Here is a 25,209-nt window from a genome sequence, read left to right on the forward strand (position 1 = left end):
AAATTTTATTGTTTGGCTTAGACACATTTCTAACATACTGAATCAGGCTGTAGCCGTAACGCGCAAGACTTCTTCTAAACTTGTGTCGCCGGCTAATACACGTTCGCGACCATCCTGATCTATTGCGGCACTTTGTTTTCTCGCGTGATTTAACATGACTTGCTCGCCAGTAGACTCGTGAATCATCTGCCGCAAGGTGTCGTCTATTTCAATTAGTTCGTAAATACCGGTACGCCCGCGATAGCCGCTGTTATTGCATTTCTCACAGCCACCTGGATGAAAAAGTTTTGCATCAGCGGGGAAATTAAATCGTTCTTGTTCGGCGGGTGTTGGTGCATAAGGCTGTTTGCATGCACCGCATAAGAGTCTGACCAATCGTTGCGCCATCACAACTTCGAGACTGGATGATAATAAAAACGGTTCTACGCCCATGTCATGCAATCGTGTAATCGCGCCAATTGCCGTATTGGTGTGTAAAGTCGATAACACCAAATGTCCTGTTAAACTTGCCTGCACCGCGATCGCTGCGGTTTCGCTATCGCGAATTTCACCGATCATTACGACGTCGGGATCTTGCCGTAAGATCGCGCGTAATCCTCGCGCAAAGCTCATATCTACTTTGGTATTAACCTGTGTTTGACCGATGCCCGGTAACAAATACTCGACAGGATCTTCGATTGTTAAAATATTTCGGCTGCGATCATTTATATGGCTGAGGCCAGCATAAAGTGTGGTGGTTTTACCGGAACCCGTTGGACCGGTTACTAATATAATACCGTGTGGTTTTTTAAGCGCCCCTTGAAAACGATCTTTAACAAAAGCAGGCATCGCTAACTGATCCAAACCTAACTGACCCGAGGCTTGATCTAACAAGCGCAGAACAACACGCTCACCATGGGCGGAAGGAATTGTTGACACCCGTATATCAACACCGTGACCCGCTAACTTAACGGTAATACGACCATCTTGCGGCAATCTTTTTTCTGCAATATCTAAACGCGCCATAACTTTTAAACGAGAAACCAAAACGGGACCTAATTCTGGTTTAGGCGCTAAGACTTCTGTGAGTACGCCATCAACACGAAAGCGCACGGCGATGCGATCTTCAAAAGGTTCTAAATGAATATCTGAGGCTTTATCGCGAACCGCTTGAGATAAAATTGCATTGATTAAGCGAATTACTGGGGCGTCATCTTCTCCCGATAACAATTCACTATTTTGCGGAATTTCGTCGGCGATGCTGGTTAAATCTAAATCCGCGCCGATCTCATCAACCGCGCGCTGTGCTGCGCCATCACCACTTTGATAAAGTAAAGTTAATTTTTTTTGGAATTCTTGTTCGCTAATTTCCGCAAGATCAAACGCTTTACCCAGATAACGACGCATTTCTAAAATAATTGGCAACGTTAGACCAGGTCTATGTAATACCCGGCCATCTTCTACTAACACACCGTGCCCAGAAGCAAAATCGAAGGGCAGACGTTTTATTTCGCTCACTGAACTGCACCTGTATCGTTTTGCGTGTCCGAATTTTCTAATTCTAGTAGGCGTTGATTTTCAGCTTGCTGTTTTTGTAATGCCTGAAGCTGCTCCTGAACGGAATCCCAATCTGGCAACAATGGTAAATTACTGTCGTCCGTCAGCAGCGGAGCAACGCCACGCTGATCAATTTGTCGTTCACGAATGTAATTATATTTTTCCGCCGTCGCGCCACGCATTTCCTCATCATTACGAATAATGGTAGGGCGAATAAAAACTAACAAATTAGTTTTTTGAACTGAAGTTGATTGTGATCGAAACAAATGTCCAAGTACTGGAATACTCCCTAATAAGGGCACGCGTGTTTCACGTTGAATAACATTATCTCGAATCAGGCCACCTAAAATAATGGTTTCACCATTGCCTGCTATTACGCTGGTTTCAATTCGGCGCTCATTGGTAATTAAGTCTGCTGCGCCAGTCTTCGGAGAAATACTTGAAACTTCTTGAACAATATCGAGCGCAACTTTATTTCCACCATTTACGTGCGGCGTCACCTCTAAGGTTGTGCCCACGTTATTGCGATCAATTGTTTGAAATGGATTTTGGGCTCCGCTACCACCGGTGCCAGTATTGGTAAACGATCCGGTAACAAAAGGAACCGCTTCACCAACAGAAATTGTCGCCGTATTATTGTCGGTAGTAATAATATTTGGTGTAGATAAAATATTTGCGCCCGATGTTACGTAAAGCATATCGATTAAGGCGAGTAAATCAGCGCCGTCTTTTAAACGCCCAACACCGATAGACTGGCCGCCCAGCTGCACTAATGCCCCAGCCAAATCCGTTAATCCTTGCTCTCTGTCATCATCAAGAGCGCCGCCAACAATGTCCCCTAGTACCGCGTTAGCGGGATCGTTGGGTTTGAAATTTCCTGCAAAACCACCATCATCATTTCGAAACAACCATTGCACACCAAGATTTTTTCCAACCTCGTCGCTTATCTCGACGATAATTGCCTCAACCAAAACTTGTGCACGTTGCACATCCAAACCTTTAGCAAGCGCGACTAAGTTATTTGCAGATTCTACATCGGAGGTAATGATTAATGCGTTGGTATCAGGGTCCGCAACGATTGCAGCGGTCGTATCGCCGCGTGCTCCGCCAGGCGCTGCCGCTGCATCAGGATTTTGTTTTGCTTCATTTTGCGCGACAGAGTTTAGTAACTGCGCAATATTTGCAGCATCAGCGAATTCTAGATAAACAATTCGCGACCCGCCATTTTGTAATTGAGGCCGATCTAATTCCTGAATTAATTCTTTAACTCGAGCACGCTGTCGCCCTTCACCAGTTACCAACACGGCATTGCTGCGCTTGTCGGCAACAATTTGTAATTTTGTTGCTGCCGCTTGATTATTTGCCGCCTCACTTCGTTCCAATTGCGTCAAGGTTCGTACCAGCTCTTCTGCGTTAGCGTAATCCAAACGTATCACTTCAGTTTCGGGAGTGGCGGCTTTATCCAATTGTTCAACAAGCTCACGAATCCTCGCGACATTTGCTGCAGTGTCAACCATGATCAATACGTTACTACCTTGATATGGCGCTAGCTGTGCATTCTGTCCAACTAAAGGACGGATTGAAGCAATTACTTGGTTGGCCGCAACGTTATTAAGTGAAATAACCGCGGTGACATAACGATCAGCTTCTGAAGAACTTTGTTGAAAGGGTAGGGCCGAGGATCGAACTTCACGATCAGGCAGGACGCGAACAATGCCATTTACTTCTACTGCAGTAAAACCATGAACGCTTAGAGAGGCCAAAAATAAATCATATAATTTTTCTTCGTTTACCGGTTGGGCCGTCATAACGGTGATTGTGCCTTTAACTCGCGGATCAATTACCATTGATTGTCCGGTCGCTTGCTGCACAAAATTTATGACTTCGAGTATGTCTGCGTCTTTAAAATTTGGTGTCCACGTCTTAGCAGCATCATTCGTTTGACTCACTGCTGAACTACAAATCAAAATCAAACACGTATACGCGAGAAATTTATGTGCTTTCTGAATACCTTGCCAACTACCCATTTTTTTTGCCTAAGTAAAAATTAATTTTTTGCTGAAGCTTTAATTAACGATCAACTGCTACGTCGATCGTTAGCGTGGCTCCGTCTCTTAAAATTTCTAAAGTCGCCTGATTTTCACTACCCAAGGAACGATAAATTTCCATCGCTTTATTGGTATCAGTTAAACCAACATTATTTACCGCCGTAACAATATCCCCAGGCTGTAATCCCAGTTCGTCAAATAATTTTCTGTCATTTTTTGGACGGATACGAAAACCAATGACTTGGCCATTTTCACGATGAATTCCAATATTCATTACATCAGTAACAGCGTTGATCTGTGCTTGAGTTGGTTCATCTTGATCTTCATCGGGCCGAATAGATTCAACAAATGAACTGGCATCGATACCGTCAGACTCCGTTCGATTCTGAGACGATGTGCTAATTGGGATGGATCCAGCCGGTCGGCGAGTTGGTGTTTGTTGGCTTACTGATCGTGCGGGTTGCGGCAAACGTTTGTAATCATCTTTGCTTTGATACAGCGGTAAATTTTCATAACGACCATTGTTATCCAGGATTACACGGTCAGCAAAAACTCTGGATAATTTTACGCCTCGCGGACCAACCGACAATTCTTCGCCGATCGAAAAAGTTTTTTGTTTCGGCCCATCACCTATCACTGCACGCGCGAGCGACTCATCATTACTTGGCATCGTGCCACGCAAAATAAGTTTTAAACGTGTATCTACTGCTTGATCGATCTCAGGGATTTGAATTGCTACTGGTGCAGCTGACAGACCACTGGACTTACCAAACAAATCAAAATTTTGTAGTGCGGCAACATCGACACTACTTGAATCAGTACTGCTGGAATTTGAAAATGCGGAATTGCTGGGCAGGACTAAAGATGGCTCTGCGATGTCAGGCTTAGGCATGACAATCCAAAACAACTGAGCGAGGCTGTAACACAACCAAAGCAGAAGTAGAACCACACAGATACGACGCCATACGGCCAACGGCACTTGCCTTATTGTGTTGGCAAGGGGTTCCAGTTGTCCGCCAATGCTACGTGCATTGTTACTGTCGATTCCGCCGTCGGTCGACACTGTGTCGTCTCCTATTTGAGTTTAAGGTTCTTCGATTTTTAGGGTGCTGTTATTGAACGAGATACGATGACAAGGAATTGCTAGTCGCTCGATATTTGTCATTCACTCAGATACATCATATTTTTGTCGTTTAGCAGAATTTTAGGGCTTCAATTGCCGAATAGCCAGACTATTCGCGGGTCTGTTCGGGTTCTGCTGAGATCACAGCCGCCATCCTTAGTTCACTTTGTGCTGATTTTTTGCCCAGCAAAGACACAAACAGTCGATTCTTCCACAAAAATATGACGCTCTTGTGATCAAAACGTCACAGCATGTACAAAGAACCCTAAGAAACTGGCAACTGCTGTCATACCGATACTACCGATGGCCAGCATTTAGCGTTAAACTCCTGCCCCACTAATATTTAGTCGTTTTTTGGTGATTTGCTTTCGGTGTATTGCAAATTCGCCTTAGTTTCGAGCAATGTTCCAAGTAATCCAGTACATGAATTAAATATTTATGAGTGAAAATCAGGTTTATATTTTACAAAATCAAGATAAGTTGTTTTTAAGCAAACAGCGTGAATGGGTAGACGGTCGAGATTTACAGGTAATTTTTAAGACGAAACACAAAGATGAAGCCTTGAATCAATCTTTTGAAGCGACCAGCAAAGATTACAGTCTTCGTATTCAGCTTGTTAGTTGCCCTTCCAAGCCCAATGGTTTGCCGGAAATCGATCCAGACATTTTACCGCCGCCACTACCAAAAATAGCTGCAGAAGATAGCCCTGATCATGATCAATCCGAATCAGAGGACAATGAAGTCACTACAGGCAGTGCCGAATCGATAGCTGAAATCGCCGATAATTAGTTCTCAATAATCGAACTAAGCATCGATAAAGTAGTCGAACACTTTCAATTTTGATTTCCAGAACTCTCCGGTCTGCATCGACACTAATTTGGGTCTTATTTTCTCCTTTAAATAAGCTCTAACGATGAACCTACAGTAGCGATCAGTCATTACGCTCTGTTGCGGCAATTTAAAGACATGCTGGCCAATATTGTTATTAAATTCTGATTCGGCAACACAAGGTATTCGCCGTCTTTACAATGCCAAAGAGCGAGCCAAGAGGTATACACATTGTCACGACTTCATCAACACTTGGCATCTTTGGCAAATCAAGAAAATAAAAAACACATACAGGGCATCTTGCGAGGCTTAGAAAAAGAAAGCCTCCGCGTCACGGCAAACGGTTCTTTAGCATCAACGCCTCATCCTATTACGCTTGGTTCTACTTTAACTCACCCCGAAATAACCACCGATTTTAGCGAAGCACTCCTGGAATTTATTACACCGCCTTTTAGCAGCGCTGCCGAAGCATTAGACCGGCTCGATAGAATCCATCGCTTTACTTATGCGAATCTAAAAGACGAATATCTTTGGGCAAACAGCATGCCTTGCATTCTTGGGGATGATAATGCTATCCCAGTTGCGCTGTATGGCAACTCCAACGTCGCCAAAATGAAGACCATTTATCGCGTTGGACTAGGCCATCGTTACGGTCGACTTATGCAAACAATCTCGGGGATTCATTACAACTTTTCTTTACCCGATAGCTTTTGGTCTTCACTAAAAGAAATAGAGAAAAGTTCGCTCACATTGCAAGATTTTAAAACTCAGCGTTACTTTGATTTGATTCGAAATTTCCGTCGTTATTTTTGGCTTGCGCTTTATTTATTTGGCGCAGCACCAGCTGTTTGTCCGACTTTTGTGAAAGGCCGGAAACATTCGCTAATTCCTCTCAATAACGAAAAAGTTTCATCGTTATACGCTCCTTACGGTACGTCACTGCGGATGGGCGATTTAGGCTATCAGAGCACCGCCCAACAATCTTTACTGGTGAATTACAATAATTTGCCTGATTACCTATCAACTCTATGCAAGGCAATAACGCAGCCCCATCCGGACTATGAAAAAATTGCGATACTCGATGAGAATGGTGAATATAAGCAATTAAACACGGGTATTTTGCAAATCGAAAATGAGTTTTACAGTGTCATTCGACCCAAGCAAATATCTCGAAGCGGTGAAACCGCATTAAGCGCTCTTCACGATAGAGGAGTTGAGTATGTCGAGGTCCGTTGTATCGATCTAAACCCGTATCAACCGCTCGGCTTAGACGAGGAACAACTTCATTTCTTCGATACGTTTTTAATGTATTGCTTATTAAAAGACAGCCCTCCAGCCGATAAAAACGAAAGTCAGTGCGTGCAAGAAAACCAACAGCGCATTGTTTATCACGGCCGTGATCCAAACTTAAAATTATTGTGTGGTAACAAAGAGTTGAACTTCTCGGAATGTTCCCGTGAGGTCATGGAGGAACTGACAACCGTTGCGGAGTTAATGGATAGTACATTTAGTACCAACGATTATTCACAAACGATTAATCGACAACGAGAAAAATTGTCAGACCCAGAATTAACGCCATCAGCAAATATCATTGCTGATATGAAAAAAGATAATCTTTCTTATTTCGAATTTAATATGCGGCGAACCTTAGCGAACGAAAAATATTTTCGTTCCAACCCGCTATCTGAGGAATTAATTCAGCATTATAAAAATTTGTCGGCCCAATCCTTAGCCGAACACGAAAGTCTTGAAGTTGATCAAGATATAAGTTTCGAAGAATACCGAAAAAAATTTTACCAACAATATAATCTTTGTTCTAAATGATTATTTTTTTGCTTTAACGTTGAACGACAAAATTTTCGAAATACAAATCGACAATCCCTGTTTCACCATCCTCGGTTTCGACGATCGATAAGATCTCTGCCAAGGCTTGCTGCCTTAAAGCCTCTTTACCTTCCTGACTATCAAGATCGACATCGCTTTGTTTGCTAAAAAGTAAAACTAAATTGTTACGAATGTAAGGTAGATGGTGACGCACAGAATTTGCGGCATCGGAGCTATTTACTCTTACCGATATTTCGGCTTTTAAATATTTTAAACGACCAACACCTCCGTAATTAACAACGAATGGTGGCTTCAAGGGAATGTATATCGCTTTTTCATCTTTAACTTCTTCTTGTGCCAAAGCCACAACTGAGAGTAATAGCACAAAAAGTGCAGTCATTATTTTTAATGTTCGCGAGACCAATCTCATAATCCATCCTATCTAATCTATCACTACCTTAAATAAGCATAGCTCATAATTCGATGTGGTCTAGGGTTGCGCATTGCCCTATATTTGCGCTGTTAGCCTATTGTTTTTTAAGGCAATTTCTCCTAAGGTAGAGGGTATTTTTTAGCGCCTAACAAATACCCTAGGAGTTCAGCTTGCCAAGTATTCGCTTAATTAATTTGGCTATCTTCGTCGCTTGCGTCATTGTCATGTTGACGGTTTATTTTTATTTTCAACGGGCCCTTGGCCTGGCTCCTTGTGCTCTCTGCCTCACCCAGCGGGCCTTTGTCATTGCCGTCGGCATTTTTGCTTTAATAAGTTTTATTGTTAACCCAAAGACTCTTGGCCGCAAAATTTTCGCCGGCTTATGTTTAGTTGCTTCCATAGCAGGCGCTTACTTTGCCGGACACCATCTTTGGCTACAAAGTCTACCTCCAGATAGAGCGCCACCTTGTGGCCCAGGTTTAGCTTACATATTAGAGGCTTATCCTTTGCAAAAAGGCTTAGAAGTTTTATTGCGAGGCGATGGAAACTGCGCAGAAACGCTTTGGCAGATGCCGATTTTAGGCTTAAGTATCCCCGGTATTTCTTTAGTTGGTTTCATCGTGTTAATACTTCTTAGTCTTTGGCAATTATTGCGCCGCAAATAATTTTCGTTCTCATTTGAGCGCCAAAAAAGTGAGTTAATGAGGCTGGGTTTTTAATTATCAGTAGTTAACCGGCTTTTATGTTGTTATACCGAAAAATTGTTTTACAAATGTAAATTCATCTTAGCGGAGCAATTTTTCTTGCTGAATTTTGTTGTATCGCCTATCTTGGCAATACACCTTTTATTTGTGAGTCGTATCACAACAATAAAAAGACGAGATATTGGGCGACTAATAACAAACGAATATTTGCATTGGATTATCATTAACACTTGGTGTCACTTAGCTCAGCACCGGAAAGTACTCGCTACAGTGGTATTATAAATTTCTATTTCTTTAGAGTGGTTGGAGTAAGATCGATATGTTAGAAAATTGTGAATCTGCAAAAGAACGATGGGGCGGCGTTAGTGAGATTATTGATCGCTGGCTTCAGGAACGCCAAGACTTGCTGGTTCAATATTGCACACTTTCAGAAAATAAAAGCTTCGACGAAAAAGATCAAAACCAAACCGATTTAGTAAGGCGTATGTGTCAAATAATGATGGATTATGTGTCAGCTGGCCACTTTGAAGTGTATGAGCAACTCGCTCGAGAAGGTAAGGAATTTAACGACACTGAGGCACTTGAGGAAGCTAAAACTCTCTATCAACAAGCCGAAGGCACCACCGATCCTCTATTGGATTTTAATGATAAGTACCAAGAAACTGACGACCTCTCAACCTTACAAAAAGATTTATCACACGTCGGCGAATTACTCGCGAACCGATTTGAAGCCGAAGACAAAATGATCGCCGTACTTCATATGGCTCACAAGGATTTAGTTGCCTAAGCCATAAATTTCCGAATCCCGGAAAACTCTGTAAGACTCAACTAAGCTAATAGTAAAGCGCCCTAAATAATTTAGCGGACTTTACTATTTTTTTTGGTTGAATTTTATGTCCACACCTCGCCATTTACCCGTTCTGCTTTGTTGCCTAAGTCTACTGGCTATTCTCGGCTGCAATAAAGCAGCGGAGCCTAGCGATAGCCTAGAAGTTGCCTCGGTTGGTATTCAAAGCGGCGCTTTTACTACTGACGGCCATTTTGCGATTGTCGGATCAGTACACCAGGGCGGAAGCTTGTGGGGAACAGAAAAGAACGAGCGGCTATTCAATTGGAATCATCAAGCGGGTCAACTCTCATCACTTATCGCTGTTGATTTTTCGCCAGACGGAAAGTGGGCCCTAACTGCAGAAGTCCATACTTTAGTTCTCTGGAATCGAGAAGATGGCAGTGCACCTCGCTATTGGACTGCACCTGGTGAAGTCTTGGATGTGGCACTAAGTGCCAACGGGAATTTCGCACTGTTGGGAATGAGCGACCATACGGCCGTCATTTTTGATATTCGACGCGGTGGCATCCTTCAAAAGTTCCAACACAACGGCCGGGTTCGCAGTGTCGACCTGAGTAGCGATAATCAAATTGCGATTACAGGATCTGAAGATGGCTCAGCAGTGCTTTGGGACACGAGTACGGGTAAGAGGTTATTTGAGTTATCTCACGATGAAGAGGTCACGCAGGTGTTGATTAGTGCGGACGGCAAGCGCGCGCTTTCAGCAGCTAAATATGACAAAACTATCGTCTGGGATACGACAAATGGCCAAGTGCTTGGCGAGATTCCAATCCCTAAGGAGCGTCTTAAGCGGGGTGTAAAATTTAGTGCTGCGCAATTCAATCCCGACGGCAGTTTGTTGTTAACAGGCTTGCCTGACAGAGAAGTGCAGCTCTGGAATCTAACCACCTTTCAAGAAATCGATCGCTGGCTTGTCCCAAAACGCGATCCTTGGAAGCCTACAAGCGCCGCAATCATTGCTGTTTCATTTACAACAGATCCCAAACGATTCAAAGCAATGGCTTCAAATGGCTTTATTCACCAATTGGATCGGTCCGAGTGATATTGATTTTTATCGAGTTGGATTACAGCAAATAACGCTTTGCCCAAAAGAATGACGGCGAAAATTGGTGCAACAATGGTGGGAAGTGAAGACGACAAAACTACAATAAATTAAGCTTTGCCGCCTTCAAATAAAAACTACTCAGCAGCTGCCGCTTGCAGTAACTCAACTTCGAAAATCAGCGTTGAATTCGGTCCGATTGTTGGAGGACTCCCTCTTTCACCGTAGGCTAGCTCAGCCGGAACATATAGTTCATAGGTGGACCCTTCAGACATCAACTGGAGACCCTCAGTCCAACCAGCAATAACACCTTGCAAAGGAAAGCTAGCAGGTTGATTGCGGCTATAAGAGCTATCGAATTCAGTGCCATCAATTAAGCGGCCTCGGTAATGTACGGTAACGGTTGCATCAGCCGCCGGCTTTGCGCCTTCTCCTGGCTTTATTTCCTTGTACTGTAAACCGCTATCTAAGGTAACCACGCCTTCTTTTTCTGCATTGGCAGCGAGGAATTCTGCACCAATTTTTGCATTCTCCTCAGCGACCTTGGCATTTTCTTCTTCTTGCACTTGTTGACGAGCCATAAACTTCTCTTGTTGCTCTTTCTGGAATTCCTCAACCGCAGCCTGAATCTCTTCTTCGCTCAATCTGAACTCTACCTCAGCGTAGGTATCACGAATTGCCAAAGCTAACGCGTCCACATCAAGATTGATCTCTTCCTGTTTGAATTGGCGCCCGATATTGAGTCCGAAAGCGTAGCTAAAACGCTGCTCAACGGTTTCTAATGTTACGACTTCCTCTTCAGCTTGCTTGTCACAGCCGAGCACCAATATAGAGGCGGCAATTACCACCAAGGACATAGTTTGTTTACCTATCATGCTTAATTACCACGCTTTGTTTATTTGTTCGAATAGTGTGTTGAAAAATTCAGGAGGAATTCGTAATAGCTTGGCCGCTAAGCCAATACTTATGTTTGCGACTACAGTTAATCCCGATTTTGATTTCCAGTGATTCGCTTTGCCCAGCCTAGACTTTTTATAGTTTTCTATCGCTTTATATTATCGACTGGCTTCAGCACCGGCGGCAATAATAACGCAAATGTCCTCATATGCGCAGCATGTTTCTTAAGGTTTTATGGACCTCACCGGTGATAAATATCCCCGCACCAAGCCAGAAATTGCGAACTAGTGCCTATTTTAAGGAAATTCCTTAAGTTTTAGGCTCTCAATCACTCAATCTAAGCACTTCTTCGGTATCGCAAATAGGCAGTGATTATTTTTAGCCTTTGGCTACCTAGATTCGATAAGTTTCCCAGCTTTCACTTTGCTCCACTCGCTTCTCGTATTGATAAGAAAATAATTACTTGTGATCTTAGATCTGAAGAGCAAAAAAAATTTTCTGAGAACTTTTTAACATAAACCACTCGTCATTTTCTCAAAAAACTTTATTCCTTTTCTAGAAATATTTTTTAAACGAGTTACACTGCCTTTTTGTATCTACAAATTTTACTTGTTGATCTTGAAATTAAAAATAAAAACCATATTTGATCTATCTAAATATTTATTGAATATGATTTTTTGATTGTAAATCATAAAAATTCTTTAACCGACATCTTACAAGGGTTTAATATCATGGCCGCAAAAAAATCTATTTCCTCACCCGCATCTAAACTCGTTGCCTCCTTAGAAGCGAAGGTCAAAAAATTACAAACTCAAATTGACCAAGCTCGTGCAAAACGGATAAGTGATGCAAAAAAATCGCTCGCCAACATCACCAAGGCTAGCCAAAAAGGTAAAAAAGGCATCGTGAGTTTGAATGCCAAATTAAAAGCGAGCAGCGCAAGCCTCAAAAAAGCTAAAACCAAGGCAGCAAAAACCAGTGCTAAAAAACGTGTTAGTGCCGACAAATCTGCACTTGCAAAACAAAAAGCCTTGGTTGCTAAGCTTGCTACAGATCTTACTTCAGCTAAAAACATTTTGATTCAGGCGACAAAATCCAAGAAAGATGCGGATACTTTGGCAAAGGTAATGACAAAAGCTATAAAGAATTTGGAAAAAGGACCCAAGAAAAAGCCAGTAAAAAAGACTAGCACTTCAAAAGCGAAAACCGCCACGGTTAAAGGCCCCACGAAGAAAGCCAAGGTCGCCGCCAAGCCGACGCAAAAAAAATCTCAAGGAAAAAAGCCACAGGAAAAAACACCAAGTATGGAATCAGCGCCACCGGCGGCAAAAGTCGAACCAGTGATAAAGGAAGTTGTCGAGTCAACACCTCCTGGACAAACAGTAGGGCAGCCAAGCTTTTCGCAATCGAGCACGATAGAAGAAACGAAGCCGCAAGAAGCAAATCCATTCTCGAGAAATGACAATTCTTTGTTTGGTTCGGAAGATTAAAGGACATTTACAGTGACCCTCGATATCAGCTGAGGGTCACTGTACTTAGGTTTGCACAGCCTATTTGCTGTTTGTCGGTGCTAAAGCGTGATCGCATATCGAAATAAAGGAAGTTCCTGCTTCGCGATCGCCAAGCGAACTTAAATAAAACTTAACGTTGGCTCCTTGTTCAAGCGAGCCAGTCTTATTCACATACTTTTCTGACAAATTCCACAGAGACTCGATCACCCGCATTTCGGCGAGGAGTTCCAAGCGCTTTATTAATTGATAAAATCTTTGATTTTTGCTGGTATCGATTTGCCTAGCTTTAATTTCTCTACGAATTTGGCGTAGCTTTGCAATGATGTTTTTTTCCAGAGGGAAAATCGTTTGTTCTGCTTGATTAAGTACTTCACTCGATAGTACGACACTCATTGATTCCAACCAAACACACCAAAGCAGCAGGTTTACGTTCGCTCCTAAGCTATCCTGTAAGGCTATTGAGGTTTCTTCAACACCAGGACTACTGTAAAGTGCCAGCGCAAATTTACTCAAAGGATTGCTTTTAATCGAGTCCAGACTTTTAGTTGGTGCTCTGTATATCACTCCGTACTTCTCTTTATTCATGATTAAACTTCAAACCCTAAGTCTACACCGCGGTAGTAGGCAGCTACTAACTGATACCAGCCTAACAATCCATCCTGGCGAAAAAATAGGCCTGGTTGGCGCCAATGGCAGCGGTAAATCTACCTTGTTTCAGTTGTTATTAGGAAATTTACAGCCCGATAACGGAAGTTTGCATATACCTAAGCAGTGGCGGATCGGCCATATGCTGCAAGAAATCAGTAGCGCCACTCGATCTGCCCTAGATTTTGTCATTGATGGTGATAAAGCACTGCGACAAATCGAAGCTGAGATTGAACAGCACGCCGGTGATGACACTTTTTTAGCGGCCTTATATTCCCGACTTGAAGAGGCTGACGGTTATACGGCAAAAGCTCGTGCGGCCTCACTATTAGGTGGCTTAGGTTTCAAGAATGACGAAATAGAAAACCCAATAGATAGCTTTTCTGGTGGTTGGCGAGTTCGCCTCGCGCTCGCGCAGGCACTGATGTGCCCCGCTGATCTTTTGCTATTAGATGAACCCACCAATCACTTAGATTTAGAAGCGACAATTTGGCTGGAGAATTGGCTTAATACTTTTCAAGGTACCCTGATTATTGTTTCTCATGACCGAGACTTCCTCGACCATGTTGTAAAATCCACTGTTCACCTTGAAGCACAGCAGCTGAATTACTATCGTGGAGGCTATAGTGACTTTGAAATTCAACGCAGTGAGCGTTTAAGCCAACAACAAGCTCTATTTGAAAAACAACAAACACGTGTTAAAGAAATAAATGCCTTTGTCAGTCGCTTTCGTGCGAAAGCATCTAAAGCAAAGCAAGCCCAAAGCCGAGTAAAAGAATTGCAGCGTATGGAGCTGGTTGCCCCCGCACACAGCGATTCACCTTTTAGCTTTCGAATCCCCTGCGCAGAAAAATGCCCGCAAACGCTGGTCAATTTCTCGCAAGCGACGATTGGCTATGACGACGAACACTGTGTAAAAAATATCAATCTCTCTATCCACAACTCAACTCGAATTGCCTTACTCGGCGCCAATGGCGCTGGCAAATCTACCTTACTCAAGTCGATCGCTGGAGAGCTTGCATTATTAAGCGGCGAAAAACATGACAATGATGCCCTGCGTATAGGCTATTTTGCACAACACCAACTACAAAGTTTAGATCTTAATGCTTCACCAGCTTTGCATATTCAGCGTGTGAGTCCAAAGGCAAGCGAACAACAAATTCGAACTTTTTTAGGTAGCTTCGATTTTCAAAGTGATCGCGTGTTTGAACCAATAGTGCATTTTTCCGGGGGCGAAAAAGCACGCTTATCCCTAGCGCTAATTGCTTGGTCACGTCCGAATTTACTGGTTCTGGATGAACCAACAAACCATCTTGATCTAGAGATGCGTCACGCTTTAACCGTGGCTCTACAAGGCTTTGAAGGTGCAATAATTTTAGTTTCCCACGATCGTCATTTAATTCGAAATACCGTCGAAGAACTAATGTTAGTAGCAGATCAAAAAATTCAGGATTTTGATGACGATCTCGAAGCCTACGAACACTGGCTTGCTAAACAAGCTAACGAAGAAAGCGTTGCCAAGAAATCTGCAGCAGACACAAATAGCGTAACACCGAGTAAGAAAGATCAGCGCCAAGCGGCGGCGAATACCCGTGCGCTTCTAAAACCGCTAACGAATAAAATTAAAAAATTAGAAAGTTTAATGGAGACTAAGCATCAGCGTATCGACGAAATTGAAACGTCCTTAGCTGATACAGAATTGTATCTCGCTGACAACAAATTGAGATTACAAGAGCTCTTAAAAGAGCAGGGTGATATCAAACAAACTTTAGCAAGTACCGAGGAAGAATGGCTAATGTTACAAGAAGAGTTGGAAGCATTAACGAAAGATTTGAATTAAATTCAGTTTGATTCTATGAATCGACAGATTCCTTAGAAAACATTAAGTCCCAAACGCCATGACCCAATCGATTACCACGTTTTTCAAACTTGGTTATCGGTCTAAAAGCAGGGCGATCAACACTCAAATTTAAGGGGCTCAAATTCTTAAGGCCTGGAAAATCATTGAGAAGTTCTAACATCTGCTCGGCGTAATTTTCCCAATCTGTCGCCAAATGAAATACACCACCGGGTTTTAATTTCGCTTTCACCAAGTCAATAAATTCTGTTTGTACAATACGTCTTTTATGGTGCTTTTTTTTGTGCCAGGGGTCAGGAAAATACAGCTGTAGACGATCAATCGAGGAATCTTGAAAGCAATCTTGTAATACATCGGTTGCATCGGCCATAAAAACACGTAGATTTTTTAAACCGAGTTTATCCGCGCTATTAATTAATCTGCCCACACCCGGCGGGTGAACTTCGATACCAACAAAATTTTTTTCTGGCTCTGCTTCCATCATCTCTAAAAGCGAGTCCCCCATGCCAAAGCCAACTTCAACAACTAAGGGGGCCTCGCGAGAAAAAATTGTGCTTGGATCAATTAAGCCATCATACAAACTCAAACCGTAATTCGGCCAAGACCTATCGAAAGCAGCTTTCTGGCCATCCGTAATTCGACCGCCGCGAATTACAAAGCTTCTGATTGATTTTTTCTTCGATTCTATCTTTCCATCTAATGAGTTAGTCATGAATATGTCTGTTTATAATTCGTGTTTTTAATTTCGAACAACGGCAACCAACATTAATATCCAGGCGGTTAAAAATGCTAAACCGCCAAGTGGTGTAATTGGCCCGAGCCACCGAGGGCCTCCTAAAGCCAAACCATACAAACTGCCACAGAATAATAAGATGCCAATTAAAAAAGCATATCCACTTAACAGCAATAATACTTTTTCGCCGAACTCTCTAATCAGCAAAGCAACAGCAAGAATCGCAAAGGTATGGTAGAAGTGATACTGAATGCCGGTTTCGTATGCAGACATCAGCGATTGATCCAACTTATTTCTAAGTCCATGCGCTCCGAAGGCACCGAGTACTACTGCTATAAAACCACTGCTAGCGGCAATCGCTAGAAATATTTTTGTATGCATAATTTAAAAGAATGGCGTAATGAATTTTGAAATAAAAAAACCGCGCTTTATAGGCGCGGTTTTAGCAAAGTAATGGTATTTTAAACTAAACCTTATGCTTCCATAGTCGCGCGAACTTTTTGCATTGCGTTCTTTTCAAGTTGGCGTATGCGTTCGGCAGAAACATTGTACTCGGCTGCTAATTCATGCAAGGTTTCTTTACTTTCGTTGAGCCAACGACGCTGTAAAATATCGCGGCTTCGATCGTCTAATTCGCTCATTGCAGACTCTAAATTACTGACGCTATTTTCACGCCAATCAGTTTGCTCTAGTTGTGCGGCAGGATCATAACGCTTATCTTCCAAATAATTAGCTGGTGCTTGGTAAGCAGTATCGTCCTCATCATCGGCGCCAGCGTCAAATGCAGTATCGTGAGAAGATAAACGACCTTCCATTTGTTGAACGTTTTTAATATCAACGTTTAAGTCTTTCGCAATTGCTTCAGCTTCGTTATGAGACAACCATGCTAAATTTTTCTTCGCGCCACGCAAATTAAAAAACAATTTTCTCTGCGCTTTAGTTGTCGCAACCTTTACGATGCGCCAATTTTTTAGAATAAATTCATGCATCTCTGCCTTAATCCAATGCACAGCAAAGGACACGAGGCGTACGCCTTTTTCTGGATTAAAACGTTTTACCGCCTTCATTAATCCAACATTACCTTCTTGAATTAAATCGGATTGCGACAAACCATAACCAGAATAGGATTTAGCGATATGAATAACAAAACGTAAATGTGCAAGTACCAATTGGCGAGCTGCATCTAAGTTTTCGTTGTAATACAGTTCTTCCGCCAGGCGCTTTTCTTCCTCGGCGGAAAGAATCGCAAAACCGTTGGCCACCTGCATGTAGGCATTAAGATTGCCACCAGGTGAAAGACTGTCTACTCGAAGTAGGCCTGTGCCCATATTTAGAAAACCTCCACAAAATGATTTAGCAAGTTTAGCACTTCCACAGTTCGATCGCTATTTGAGAAAAAAGTTCTTCTTCGCTCAGAAAGCATTTGGATATCGCTGATTTTACAACCAAAACCATGCCATCTATTTTGTTAAGTGGGCTCTATGGTATGCAACTGCTTACTTACAGTTAGCGCCGCTCCCATCAGTCCAAGAACCCCTGAACCCAATAAAATAGCCAAACTTTCTACGAAATTTAAGCCCTTTAGCTCTACCTCGCTTTGATATAAAGAAGCTAGGTTTTCGATTGGACCTGATAGCCAATTCACTCCAGCGAACAACAAGAGCCAAGCTATTAACCCGCCTCCCAATCCATACCAAAATCCAGTGTATAAAAACGGCCTTCGAACAAATGCATTCGTCCCCCCTACTAACTTGACGATAACAATCTCATCACGGCGACTTTCAATAGCCAGTCCTATGGTATTACCAATGACTAATAAAACACCCAAGGCCAACAATAAGCCCAACGCAGCCACTAAGCGTTGCCCTAAGATCATTATTTGCTGTAGGCGTCGAACCCACTCCATGTCGATTTGTACGTCGTCAACGATAGTTATGGTCAGCAATTCATTTTTCAAGGATTCGAGCTGCTCAGGAGAACTGTTCGCTCCCGATGGCTGAATTAACAAAACGGCAGGCAAAGGATTGTCGTCAAGGGTTTGCAACACGTTGCCCAAACCAGAATATTCTTCAAATTCTAGTAATGCTTGTTTTGGGCTAATGTATTCGACGTTTTCGATTTCGGACTTACTTTGTAATTCATTTTGTAGTTTAACTACCGCATCTTCACTAGCTCTTATTTTTATATAAATTGAAAGTTGCGGTTTGGTTTCCCAGTCTTCTCCTAGCTGTTGAAATTGCGCCAAACCCAGATACAAAATAGCAGGCAAAGCCAGAGCAATTGCGACGACCAACCAAGTAAGCAAACTCTGCAGCGGGCTTTTTAGTAAACGCATTAAACTATCAATCGCGACTATACGATGGTGAAGCCAGTAGGCTCGCAATTTATCTTTTATTCGCGTTTTGCGTTGGCTTGCGCCGACTCGATAATCGGCACTACGATTTATTTTAGACATGAGTCAATTTCTGAATGATAAAATGACGGATTAATAAGGCCATCACGAATTAATTGTCCATCCGCTAAAGTCAGTACGCGACGCTGTAATTTTTCAATCAATGAAATATCGTGACTAGCAATAAGCACCGTTACGCCTACATCATTAAATTGTTTGAACAGAGCCATGATATCGGCTGATAAAGCAGGATCAAGATTTCCGGTGGGCTCGTCAGCTAGCAATAGCAACGGCTTATTCACCACTGCACGCGCAATACCGATACGTTGTTGCTCTCCGCCAGAAAGCACGATGGGATTTAATTTTTCTTTATTCAGCAAATCAACCTTATCTAATGCCGCTCTCACCCGTCGCGCTAATTCTCTTGGATCGTAACCAGCAATTTGCAAAGGTAATGCAACATTTTCGAAAACACTTCGATCGAATAATAACTGATGATTTTGAAAAACAACGCCGACATTGCGCCGATGAAACGCGATATTGGCGCCTTTTACTCGACTTAAATTTTGCTGACGAAAATATATTTGCCCTTCAGTTGGGCGTTCCATCATCATCAGTAATTTCAATAAGGTACTTTTTCCAGCGCCAGAATGGCCAGTTAAAAATACCATTTCGCCTTGTTCAACCTCTAAACTAAGTCTAGATAGCGCTTCATGGCCACTACTATAGCGTTTGCTCACATTATCAAAACGAATCATTAGCTAATTAATTACCGTGATGTTAATTCTGCTCATTTGAAAAAAGGGCATCGACGAAGTCTTCCGCAACAAACGTTTGTAAATCATCAACCGCTTCACCGACGCCAACAAAACGAATAGGCATTTTGAATTTTTCACTCAGCGCAAAAATTACCCCGCCTTTTGCCGTACCATCGAGCTTGGTTAACGCAAGTCCAGTTACGCCGACCGCATCGATAAAATGCTGCGCTTGACTCAATGCATTCTGCCCCGTTCCCGCATCAAGAACTAATAAGACTTCGTGAGGCGCGCTAGCGTCTAATTTTCCGATAACACGTTTTACTTTTGAAAGCTCATCCATTAAATGGCTTTTGTTATGCAGGCGGCCGGCGGTATCGGCAAGAATAACATCTATGCCGCGTGCCTTTGCAGATTCAACAGCATCGAAAACAACGGAAGCACTATCGGACCCTGTTGCTTGCGCTATGACAGGTACATTATTTCTTTCGCCCCAAACCTTTAATTGTTCAACTGCTGCCGCTCGAAATGTATCGCCCGCTGCAAGCATCACACTTTTACCTTCATTTTGAAGGCGCTTTGCGAGCTTACCTATTGTCGTGGTTTTGCCAACCCCGTTCACCCCCACAACAAGAATTACAAAAGGCTTATGATTTGCGTCTATGACTAATGACGCCTCGGCTGGCTCGATGAGTTGTTTCAAATTAGTGCGCAAAGCGTTGTAGAGCGCTTCGCCATCTGCTAACTGTTTTCGCTCAACTTGTCGGGCCAAGTCATCAATGATTTTTGCCGTCGCATCAATTCCGACATCTGCCATGAGTAATTTAGTTTCGATTTCTTCAAGCAGCTCCTCATCAATAACTTTTTTACCAAAAAGTAAGGTACCAAAACCTTGACCAAATTGTTGGCTAGTCTTAGATAAGCCTTGCTTAAAGCGTGCAAAGAAATTCGGTTTTTTTGATGACGATTGATCAGCTTCAATATCAGTGATTGGGAGATCTTGCTCTTGTTGATCGGAGGATTGTGATTTTATTTCCGCTTCAGCTTCTTTTGCTTTTTTTGATCTTTTAAAAAACATTGTCTTGTTACCTAAATTACAGATGGAAAAGCCTTGCCGAGCTAGGCACAATCCTTTCACGTTCAAACTATTTTATAAACCAAACTAAAGATGATGAGACTAGATGTCACCTTTCTCTAAACGGCGCTCTAGCCAGCGAGGGCCTTCGCAAGGCGATGGCCGAAATCAGTTGCGTATTATCGGGGGTAAATGGCGCGGGAGAAAGCTCGATTTCCCTAAAATTGAAGGTTTGCGCCCAACTGGTGACCGAATTCGCGAAACATTGTTCAATTGGCTTGCTGCTGAAATTCCTGGAGCTAATTGTCTAGACCTGTTTTCTGGGTCTGGTGCGCTGGGGTTTGAAGCCTTATCTAGAGGGGCGAGCAAAGCAGTAATGATCGAACACTCTGCCAAAGCTTATCAATTATTGTGTGCACATCGCGAGCGCCTCAACGCTGAGAATGCAGAAATTATCCATACAACCGCCGAACAATGGCTTTTACAGGCAAACCATGAGTTTCAAAATGGCCAAGATTACTTCGACCTTGTTTTTATCGACCCACCTTTCCAACTCAATTGGCTCGAAAGAAATTCCGCCTTACTAGCTGATAGCAAATTATTCCATCCAGGCTCTTTAATTTACCTAGAACAAGGCAGTGACCAAGGACTCAAACTGCCCCCAAAATGGCGGCCAATAAAACAGAAGCAAGCTGGGCAAGTAGCCTACGGTTTATATCAACAAGCGTAGCCGCCTTAATATGGCAGGCTAATTCACGCCGGCTTTGTGATTCCGATGTAAATTGTTTACCATCCGCGAACACGAGCTAGGCTCAATTTATAAATTTCTCAATGAGTGTTTTTATGTCAAAAACGAGCTCCGTTCGCAAAGTCGTTTATCCAGGAACCTTTGACCCAATCACTAATGGCCATATAGATTTAGTTGAAAGGGGTTGCCGCATGTTCGACCATGTGGTGGTTGCAATAGCGGCCAGCGAGAAAAAAGGTCCGCTATTTACACTTGAGGAGAGGGTCGAGATGACACGCACCATTCTCAGCCACATTGAGAATGTTGAGGTTTGCGGCTTTGATATCTTGCTCGCTCATCTCGTTCAAGAGAAAAAAGCGCATGGCGTTTTGCGTGGACTGCGTGCGGTGTCGGATTTTGAATACGAGTTTCAGTTGGCAAATATGAATCGGGCTTTACTGCCGGAGATGGAAAGTATTTTCTTAACGCCCTCAGAACACTTTTCGTATATTTCTTCTTCTTTAGTTCGGGAAATAGCGGCGTTAGGAGGAGATATTAGCAACTTCGTCCCACCCTTGGTTGAAAAGCGTTTGAAGTCGAAATTTAAGGAATTAAAAGACGAGCAAAAATAAAACCACTCTCTCAAATAGAGATGTGGTTTTAGTTGGTAAAAATATCGAGGCTTTTAGAATTAGACCAGCCTGCAAATAGTAAGTGCTTGCTTACTGCTCAGCGGTTCTGCGGTAACCTGGTCGAGTACAACCTAAACAGCGCACAAAAGTATTCTTCGCTGGGCCAACGACTAAGGTGTCGGTCGATTGTTTAACATTTCCACCCGCTGCCGCGAAAGGTAGGCTAATTAACCAGGCCACTGAACCAACAACGGTGATTCCGAACATGACAGGTCTTACAACCAGCAAGTCTCCAGTCATGGCTAAAGCAGAAGGGTTTTCGTCTGCTGCTCCACTTGGTGGCGCCGCGAAGCTCCATTGAGACAGAAATAGGGTTAAGACCAAAATCATCGCTTTCGCGCTAAATTGATTTTTCAAGGTCACGGTAGGACTCCTCTCTTGCTTCTTGGTTTCAAGTAATATTTATTCGTTAAAAAAACCGTTTATGGCACAGTAAACGGGGAATTACCACTAATCGCAGTGCAGCATAGTCGACTTTGTGCATCAACGAACCCACTTTAAGTATCAGCGGTAGATTCTTGATTCCAAAAGTGTAGCCAATCTTCGGGTTATCAGCACTGGCAAATTGAAACTTATCCTTGGCAATGTGAACAGTACACGGTTGATCGCTGGCTGATACGGATTTCTTTGAGGGTTTGCTCACAAATCACGCAGGCTTGGCCTGCACGCCCGTACACAAAAAGCTGCTGCTTGAAATATCCGGGTTTACCGTCACTACCAACAAAATCTTTTAAGGTTGTTCCTCCAGCAGAAATTGCCTTGCCTAGTACCTCTTTAATCTGTTCTGACAGTAGTGCATGTTTAGCTCGACTTACCTTACCCGCAGGCTTGCTTGGGCGAATTCCGCTTAAAAATAATGCTTCGTTCGCATAGATATTCCCCACACCAACAACGATATGACTATCCATGATAAAAGATTTGATACTTACTTTTCGTTTCCTTGATTGCTGAAACAACAATTCACCATTGAAGTCTTCGCTTAAGGGTTCTGGTCCCAACGTAGATAATAATTTATGGTTTTCCGCTGAATCCGTTGTCCATAGTACAGCCCCAAAACGACGAGGGTCGGTGAAGCGAAGTATTTGACCGGAGTTCAGCTCCCAATCTACATGATCGTGCTTTTTCGCCGCCGATCGCTTGCTCACAATTCTAAGATTCCCTGACATCCCGAGATGCAATATCAAGGCGCCATGGTTAAACTTGATGATTAAATATTTGCCTCGACGCTCAACCGCAAGCACTTTTCTCTTGCGAAGAATTTCGGGAAGGTCTTGCGGAATAGGCCAGCGTAACTTCTCACAACGTACGACAGCGTTTTTAATCGATTTGCCAACAATATGCGGCGCGATTCCTCTTAACGTGGTTTCAACTTCCGGAAGCTCAGGCACTGGGGACTCTTTTAAATGGTAGTTATAAACAGTGCCGGTAAGTGTAACCTAAACGTACTTTGATTTAGTTTTTTAAGGTCTGAATATATTGGAAATACTATGTTGTTAGGAGTCGATACTGGCGGAACCTTCACTGATTTTGTTTTATTACGCGATGGAATCATTCGCGTTCATAAAGTTTTATCTACACCCGACGCACCGGAGCGGGCCATCCTCACAGGTATTGAGCAGCTACAACTATTGGCTGCAGCAAAGAACAATCAACTCTGCATCATTCACGGCAGCACCGTCGCAACAAATGCTGCGCTTGAAGGAAAGGGCGTGCGCACGGCTTTTGTCAGCAATGCTGGTTTTAAAGACATGCTAACGATAGGACGGCAGACTCGAGAAGAACTTTATAATTTACAACCAGGCGTTCAAAAAGCCGCTGTAGCTAGAGAATTGTGTTTTGAAATTGATTGCAGGGTCGATGCAAACGGTAAGGTTGTTAAAGCACTATCGACAGAAGCGCTAGAAAAGCTTGCGGCAGAAATTAAAAGTGCTGCGCCTCAAGCGATCGCAATAAATTTATTGTTTTCTTATTTGCGGTCTGAAGAAGAAGAAAAAATAGCAGAATTACTTTCACTTCGCTTTTCTGACACACTTTTTATTTCGTTATCTTCCACAGTATTACCAGAATATAAAGAATACGAACGTGGTATCGCGACCTGGTTGAACGCATACTTGGGGCCGCTGATAGAAAAATATTTAGCGAATTTAGAGTCTGCTGTGTCACCCGCGCCGCTAGCAATAATGCAATCAAGCGGAGGGACTATTTCAGCAAAACAAGCGAGTCAGCGTGCCGTAAACTTGTTGCTTTCCGGTCCTGCTGGCGGCTTAGCTGCGGCTAAATATTTTAAAAAATTTTGTGACACAGAAGGGCTGTTAACTTTTGATATGGGAGGTACCTCAACCGATGTCGCACTGGTTCAAGAAGAGCTTTCAATTACCAACGAGGGAAAAATTGGTCGCTATCCTGTCGCGACGCCGATGGTGGATATGCATACCATTGGCGCAGGCGGTGGTTCAATTGCTTACATCGATGAGGGAGGGCTATTACAGGTAGGCCCACAGTCAGCGGGCGCTCGCCCAGGGCCAGTGTGTTACGGACTTGGCGGAAAAGAAGCTACCGTAACAGATGCCAACGCGGTACTGGGAAGGCTACCAGAAAATCAATTTTTAGGCGGGACAATGTCCCTGAATATTTCGCTGGCTAAAACTGCCATCGCAGAGCTCGCCGAGAATTTAGAATTATCAATTTTCGAAACGGCACTTGGCATTATTCAAATCGCAAATGAACATATGGCGCGCGCTTTACGTGTGATGTCGGTGCAGCGGGGTCATAATCCTGCACATTTTCATTTATGTTGTTTCGGCGGAGCCGGCGGATTACATGTCTGTGAACTAGCTGAACTTCTCGGCATGAGAAAAATTTTAATCCCACAATTCGGTGGCGTGCTTTCCGCATTTGGTATGTTAGTTGCCCCGAGAGAACGACAGTATTCTAAAACTCGCCAAAGTCTATTAAATAAAGTACAGGACAAAGAACTCAAATTTTGGCTTCAGGACTTAGCCGAATTAGGTCAAAAAGAATTAGTCGCGGAAGGTAACACCAAAACGAGTATTTTAATCCAGCCAAGCTTGGATCTCCGCTATCAAGGTCAAAGCTATACCATAAACATTCCTTATGACAGCATTGAAAAAAGCGCTGAAAAATTTCATCAGGAACATTTAAAGTTATATGGCCATCAATTAAAACGAGACCTCGAATTGGTAAATATACGGCAACGAGTTTATTGTTTGCCAGAATCAATAGAGCTTCCTGAGATACCGCTCATTAAAAATGGTGGTACCGCGCCTTCTCCGGATGATTCCCTTGCTTTGTTTGGGATCGGCGATACCGCAATCTATAAACGCTCAAATTTACAAGCTGGAACCCTGATCATCGGCCCAGCGCTAATTTGCGAAACCATTTCGACAACCTTGTTGCAAAGCGGATGGAAACTCGAAGTTGATAGGGTTGGTAATTTACTACTGGAAAAACTCTAGCCTTACTCTTCATACACAAACAAAAAACCCGGCATGTTGGCCGGGTTTTTTAAACTTTGT

At 43.0% G+C, this 25,209-nt stretch carries 24 protein-coding genes; 10 read left to right on the forward strand and 14 right to left on the reverse strand.

Annotated elements, in window-relative coordinates; all coding sequences use genetic code 11:
- Positions 1 to 42 precede the first annotated feature (42 nt).
- Genes gspE through gspC form a run of 3 tightly spaced genes read right to left on the reverse strand, consistent with a single transcriptional unit; the run spans position 43 to position 4,647 of the window.
- Positions 43 to 1,497: a type II secretion system ATPase GspE gene (gene gspE / locus ACYUCY_RS14840; RefSeq protein WP_460227299.1), complete on the reverse strand. Its 1,455-nt coding sequence runs from the start codon at positions 1,495 to 1,497 to the stop codon at positions 43 to 45.
- Positions 1,494 to 3,563 carry a type II secretion system secretin GspD gene (gene gspD, locus ACYUCY_RS14845; protein ID WP_460227300.1) on the reverse strand — a complete coding sequence of 690 codons (2,070 nt, stop codon included), beginning with the start codon at positions 3,561 to 3,563 and terminating at the stop codon, positions 1,494 to 1,496. Before gspD ends, gspE begins: the two co-directional genes overlap by 4 nt.
- Before the next feature lie 43 nt (positions 3,564 to 3,606).
- Positions 3,607 to 4,647 (reverse strand): type II secretion system protein GspC, encoded by a 1,041-nt coding sequence (gspC, locus tag ACYUCY_RS14850; protein WP_460227301.1) that lies wholly within the window; start codon positions 4,645 to 4,647, stop codon positions 3,607 to 3,609.
- 498 nt (positions 4,648 to 5,145) lie between these two features.
- Here gspC and ACYUCY_RS14855 point away from each other — a divergent pair, with 498 nt between their 5' ends.
- Both ACYUCY_RS14855 and gshA read left to right on the forward strand, forming a co-directional pair.
- Positions 5,146 to 5,496 carry a hypothetical protein gene (locus ACYUCY_RS14855; RefSeq protein ID WP_460227302.1) on the forward strand — a complete coding sequence of 117 codons (351 nt, stop codon included), beginning with the start codon at positions 5,146 to 5,148 and terminating at the stop codon, positions 5,494 to 5,496.
- A gap of 270 nt (positions 5,497 to 5,766) precedes the next feature.
- The gene (gene gshA, locus ACYUCY_RS14860; protein WP_460227303.1) at positions 5,767 to 7,359 is read left to right on the forward strand and encodes a glutamate--cysteine ligase; all 1,593 of its coding nucleotides are present in this window, start codon (positions 5,767 to 5,769) and stop codon (positions 7,357 to 7,359) included.
- Positions 7,360 to 7,372: 13 nt separating this feature from the next.
- On the opposite strand, the gene ACYUCY_RS14865 is transcribed toward gshA, so the two are convergent.
- Positions 7,373 to 7,789, reverse strand: a complete 417-nt coding sequence (locus tag ACYUCY_RS14865; RefSeq protein ID WP_460227304.1) for a flagellar basal body-associated FliL family protein — start codon at positions 7,787 to 7,789, stop codon at positions 7,373 to 7,375.
- A gap of 173 nt (positions 7,790 to 7,962) precedes the next feature.
- Between ACYUCY_RS14865 and ACYUCY_RS14870 the strand changes: the two genes are divergently transcribed.
- The 3 genes from ACYUCY_RS14870 to ACYUCY_RS14880 all read left to right on the forward strand — a co-directional run bounded on the left by ACYUCY_RS14870 (position 7,963) and on the right by ACYUCY_RS14880 (position 10,388).
- Positions 7,963 to 8,457 carry a disulfide bond formation protein B gene (locus tag ACYUCY_RS14870; RefSeq protein ID WP_460227305.1) on the forward strand — a complete coding sequence of 165 codons (495 nt, stop codon included), beginning with the start codon at positions 7,963 to 7,965 and terminating at the stop codon, positions 8,455 to 8,457.
- Positions 8,458 to 8,815: 358 nt separating this feature from the next.
- The gene (rsd, locus tag ACYUCY_RS14875; RefSeq protein ID WP_460227306.1) at positions 8,816 to 9,283 is read left to right on the forward strand and encodes a sigma D regulator; all 468 of its coding nucleotides are present in this window, start codon (positions 8,816 to 8,818) and stop codon (positions 9,281 to 9,283) included.
- 106 nt (positions 9,284 to 9,389) lie between these two features.
- On the forward strand, positions 9,390 to 10,388 hold the full coding sequence (locus tag ACYUCY_RS14880; protein ID WP_460227307.1) for a WD40 repeat domain-containing protein: 999 nt from the start codon (positions 9,390 to 9,392) through the stop codon (positions 10,386 to 10,388).
- A 137-nt stretch (positions 10,389 to 10,525) separates the two neighbouring features.
- Here the strand turns inward: ACYUCY_RS14880 and ACYUCY_RS14885 are convergent, their stop codons facing one another.
- Positions 10,526 to 11,263, reverse strand: coding sequence for an FKBP-type peptidyl-prolyl cis-trans isomerase (locus ACYUCY_RS14885; protein WP_460227308.1), 738 nt, complete (start codon positions 11,261 to 11,263; stop codon positions 10,526 to 10,528).
- Between the two features lie 753 nt (positions 11,264 to 12,016).
- On the opposite strand from ACYUCY_RS14885, the gene ACYUCY_RS14890 reads away from it, so the two are divergent.
- Entirely contained in the window at positions 12,017 to 12,775 is a 759-nt protein-coding gene (locus ACYUCY_RS14890; protein WP_460227309.1) for a hypothetical protein, read from the forward strand.
- 60 nt (positions 12,776 to 12,835) lie between these two features.
- Here ACYUCY_RS14890 and ACYUCY_RS14895 read toward each other — a convergent pair whose 3' ends face one another.
- A complete protein-coding gene (locus ACYUCY_RS14895; protein ID WP_460227310.1) occupies positions 12,836 to 13,381 on the reverse strand; it encodes a TIGR02444 family protein in 546 nt (181 codons plus the stop codon).
- Between ACYUCY_RS14895 and ACYUCY_RS14900 the strand changes: the two genes are divergently transcribed.
- Entirely contained in the window at positions 13,380 to 15,281 is a 1,902-nt protein-coding gene (locus ACYUCY_RS14900; protein WP_460227311.1) for an ATP-binding cassette domain-containing protein, read from the forward strand. The genes ACYUCY_RS14895 and ACYUCY_RS14900 overlap by 2 nt on opposite strands.
- A gap of 13 nt (positions 15,282 to 15,294) precedes the next feature.
- On the opposite strand, the gene trmB is transcribed toward ACYUCY_RS14900, so the two are convergent.
- The 6 genes from trmB to ftsY form a co-directional block, all read right to left on the reverse strand.
- Positions 15,295 to 16,011 carry a tRNA (guanosine(46)-N7)-methyltransferase TrmB gene (gene trmB / locus ACYUCY_RS14905; protein WP_460227312.1) on the reverse strand — a complete coding sequence of 239 codons (717 nt, stop codon included), beginning with the start codon at positions 16,009 to 16,011 and terminating at the stop codon, positions 15,295 to 15,297.
- A 27-nt stretch (positions 16,012 to 16,038) separates the two neighbouring features.
- Positions 16,039 to 16,413 (reverse strand): DUF423 domain-containing protein, encoded by a 375-nt coding sequence (locus tag ACYUCY_RS14910; protein ID WP_460227313.1) that lies wholly within the window; start codon positions 16,411 to 16,413, stop codon positions 16,039 to 16,041.
- 92 nt (positions 16,414 to 16,505) lie between these two features.
- The gene (gene rpoH / locus ACYUCY_RS14915) at positions 16,506 to 17,360 is read right to left on the reverse strand and encodes an RNA polymerase sigma factor RpoH (protein ID WP_460227314.1); all 855 of its coding nucleotides are present in this window, start codon (positions 17,358 to 17,360) and stop codon (positions 16,506 to 16,508) included.
- 140 nt (positions 17,361 to 17,500) lie between these two features.
- The gene (ftsX, locus tag ACYUCY_RS14920; RefSeq protein WP_460227315.1) at positions 17,501 to 18,487 is read right to left on the reverse strand and encodes a permease-like cell division protein FtsX; all 987 of its coding nucleotides are present in this window, start codon (positions 18,485 to 18,487) and stop codon (positions 17,501 to 17,503) included.
- Positions 18,475 to 19,182, reverse strand: coding sequence for a cell division ATP-binding protein FtsE (gene ftsE, locus ACYUCY_RS14925; protein WP_460227316.1), 708 nt, complete (start codon positions 19,180 to 19,182; stop codon positions 18,475 to 18,477). The genes ftsX and ftsE overlap by 13 nt, the downstream gene beginning before the upstream one ends.
- 22 nt (positions 19,183 to 19,204) lie before the next feature.
- Positions 19,205 to 20,257 carry a signal recognition particle-docking protein FtsY gene (gene ftsY, locus ACYUCY_RS14930; RefSeq protein WP_460227317.1) on the reverse strand — a complete coding sequence of 351 codons (1,053 nt, stop codon included), beginning with the start codon at positions 20,255 to 20,257 and terminating at the stop codon, positions 19,205 to 19,207.
- A gap of 103 nt (positions 20,258 to 20,360) precedes the next feature.
- Between ftsY and rsmD the strand changes: the two genes are divergently transcribed.
- Positions 20,361 to 20,984 carry a 16S rRNA (guanine(966)-N(2))-methyltransferase RsmD gene (gene rsmD, locus ACYUCY_RS14935; RefSeq protein ID WP_460227318.1) on the forward strand — a complete coding sequence of 208 codons (624 nt, stop codon included), beginning with the start codon at positions 20,361 to 20,363 and terminating at the stop codon, positions 20,982 to 20,984.
- Between the two features lie 113 nt (positions 20,985 to 21,097).
- A complete protein-coding gene (gene coaD / locus ACYUCY_RS14940; RefSeq protein WP_460227319.1) occupies positions 21,098 to 21,613 on the forward strand; it encodes a pantetheine-phosphate adenylyltransferase in 516 nt (171 codons plus the stop codon).
- Between the two features lie 90 nt (positions 21,614 to 21,703).
- Here the strand turns inward: coaD and ACYUCY_RS14945 are convergent, their stop codons facing one another.
- Both ACYUCY_RS14945 and mutM read right to left on the reverse strand, forming a co-directional pair.
- The gene (locus ACYUCY_RS14945; RefSeq protein ID WP_460227320.1) at positions 21,704 to 22,036 is read right to left on the reverse strand and encodes a hypothetical protein; all 333 of its coding nucleotides are present in this window, start codon (positions 22,034 to 22,036) and stop codon (positions 21,704 to 21,706) included.
- Positions 22,037 to 22,245: 209 nt separating this feature from the next.
- Complete coding sequence (mutM, locus tag ACYUCY_RS14950) at positions 22,246 to 23,061, reverse strand: bifunctional DNA-formamidopyrimidine glycosylase/DNA-(apurinic or apyrimidinic site) lyase (RefSeq protein ID WP_460227321.1); 816 nt, start codon at positions 23,059 to 23,061, stop codon at positions 22,246 to 22,248.
- 99 nt (positions 23,062 to 23,160) lie between these two features.
- On the opposite strand from mutM, the gene ACYUCY_RS14955 reads away from it, so the two are divergent.
- Positions 23,161 to 25,149, forward strand: a complete 1,989-nt coding sequence (locus ACYUCY_RS14955; protein ID WP_460227322.1) for a hydantoinase/oxoprolinase family protein — start codon at positions 23,161 to 23,163, stop codon at positions 25,147 to 25,149.
- Positions 25,150 to 25,209 lie beyond the last annotated feature (60 nt).

Source organism: Aurantivibrio infirmus, assembly GCF_054767315.1.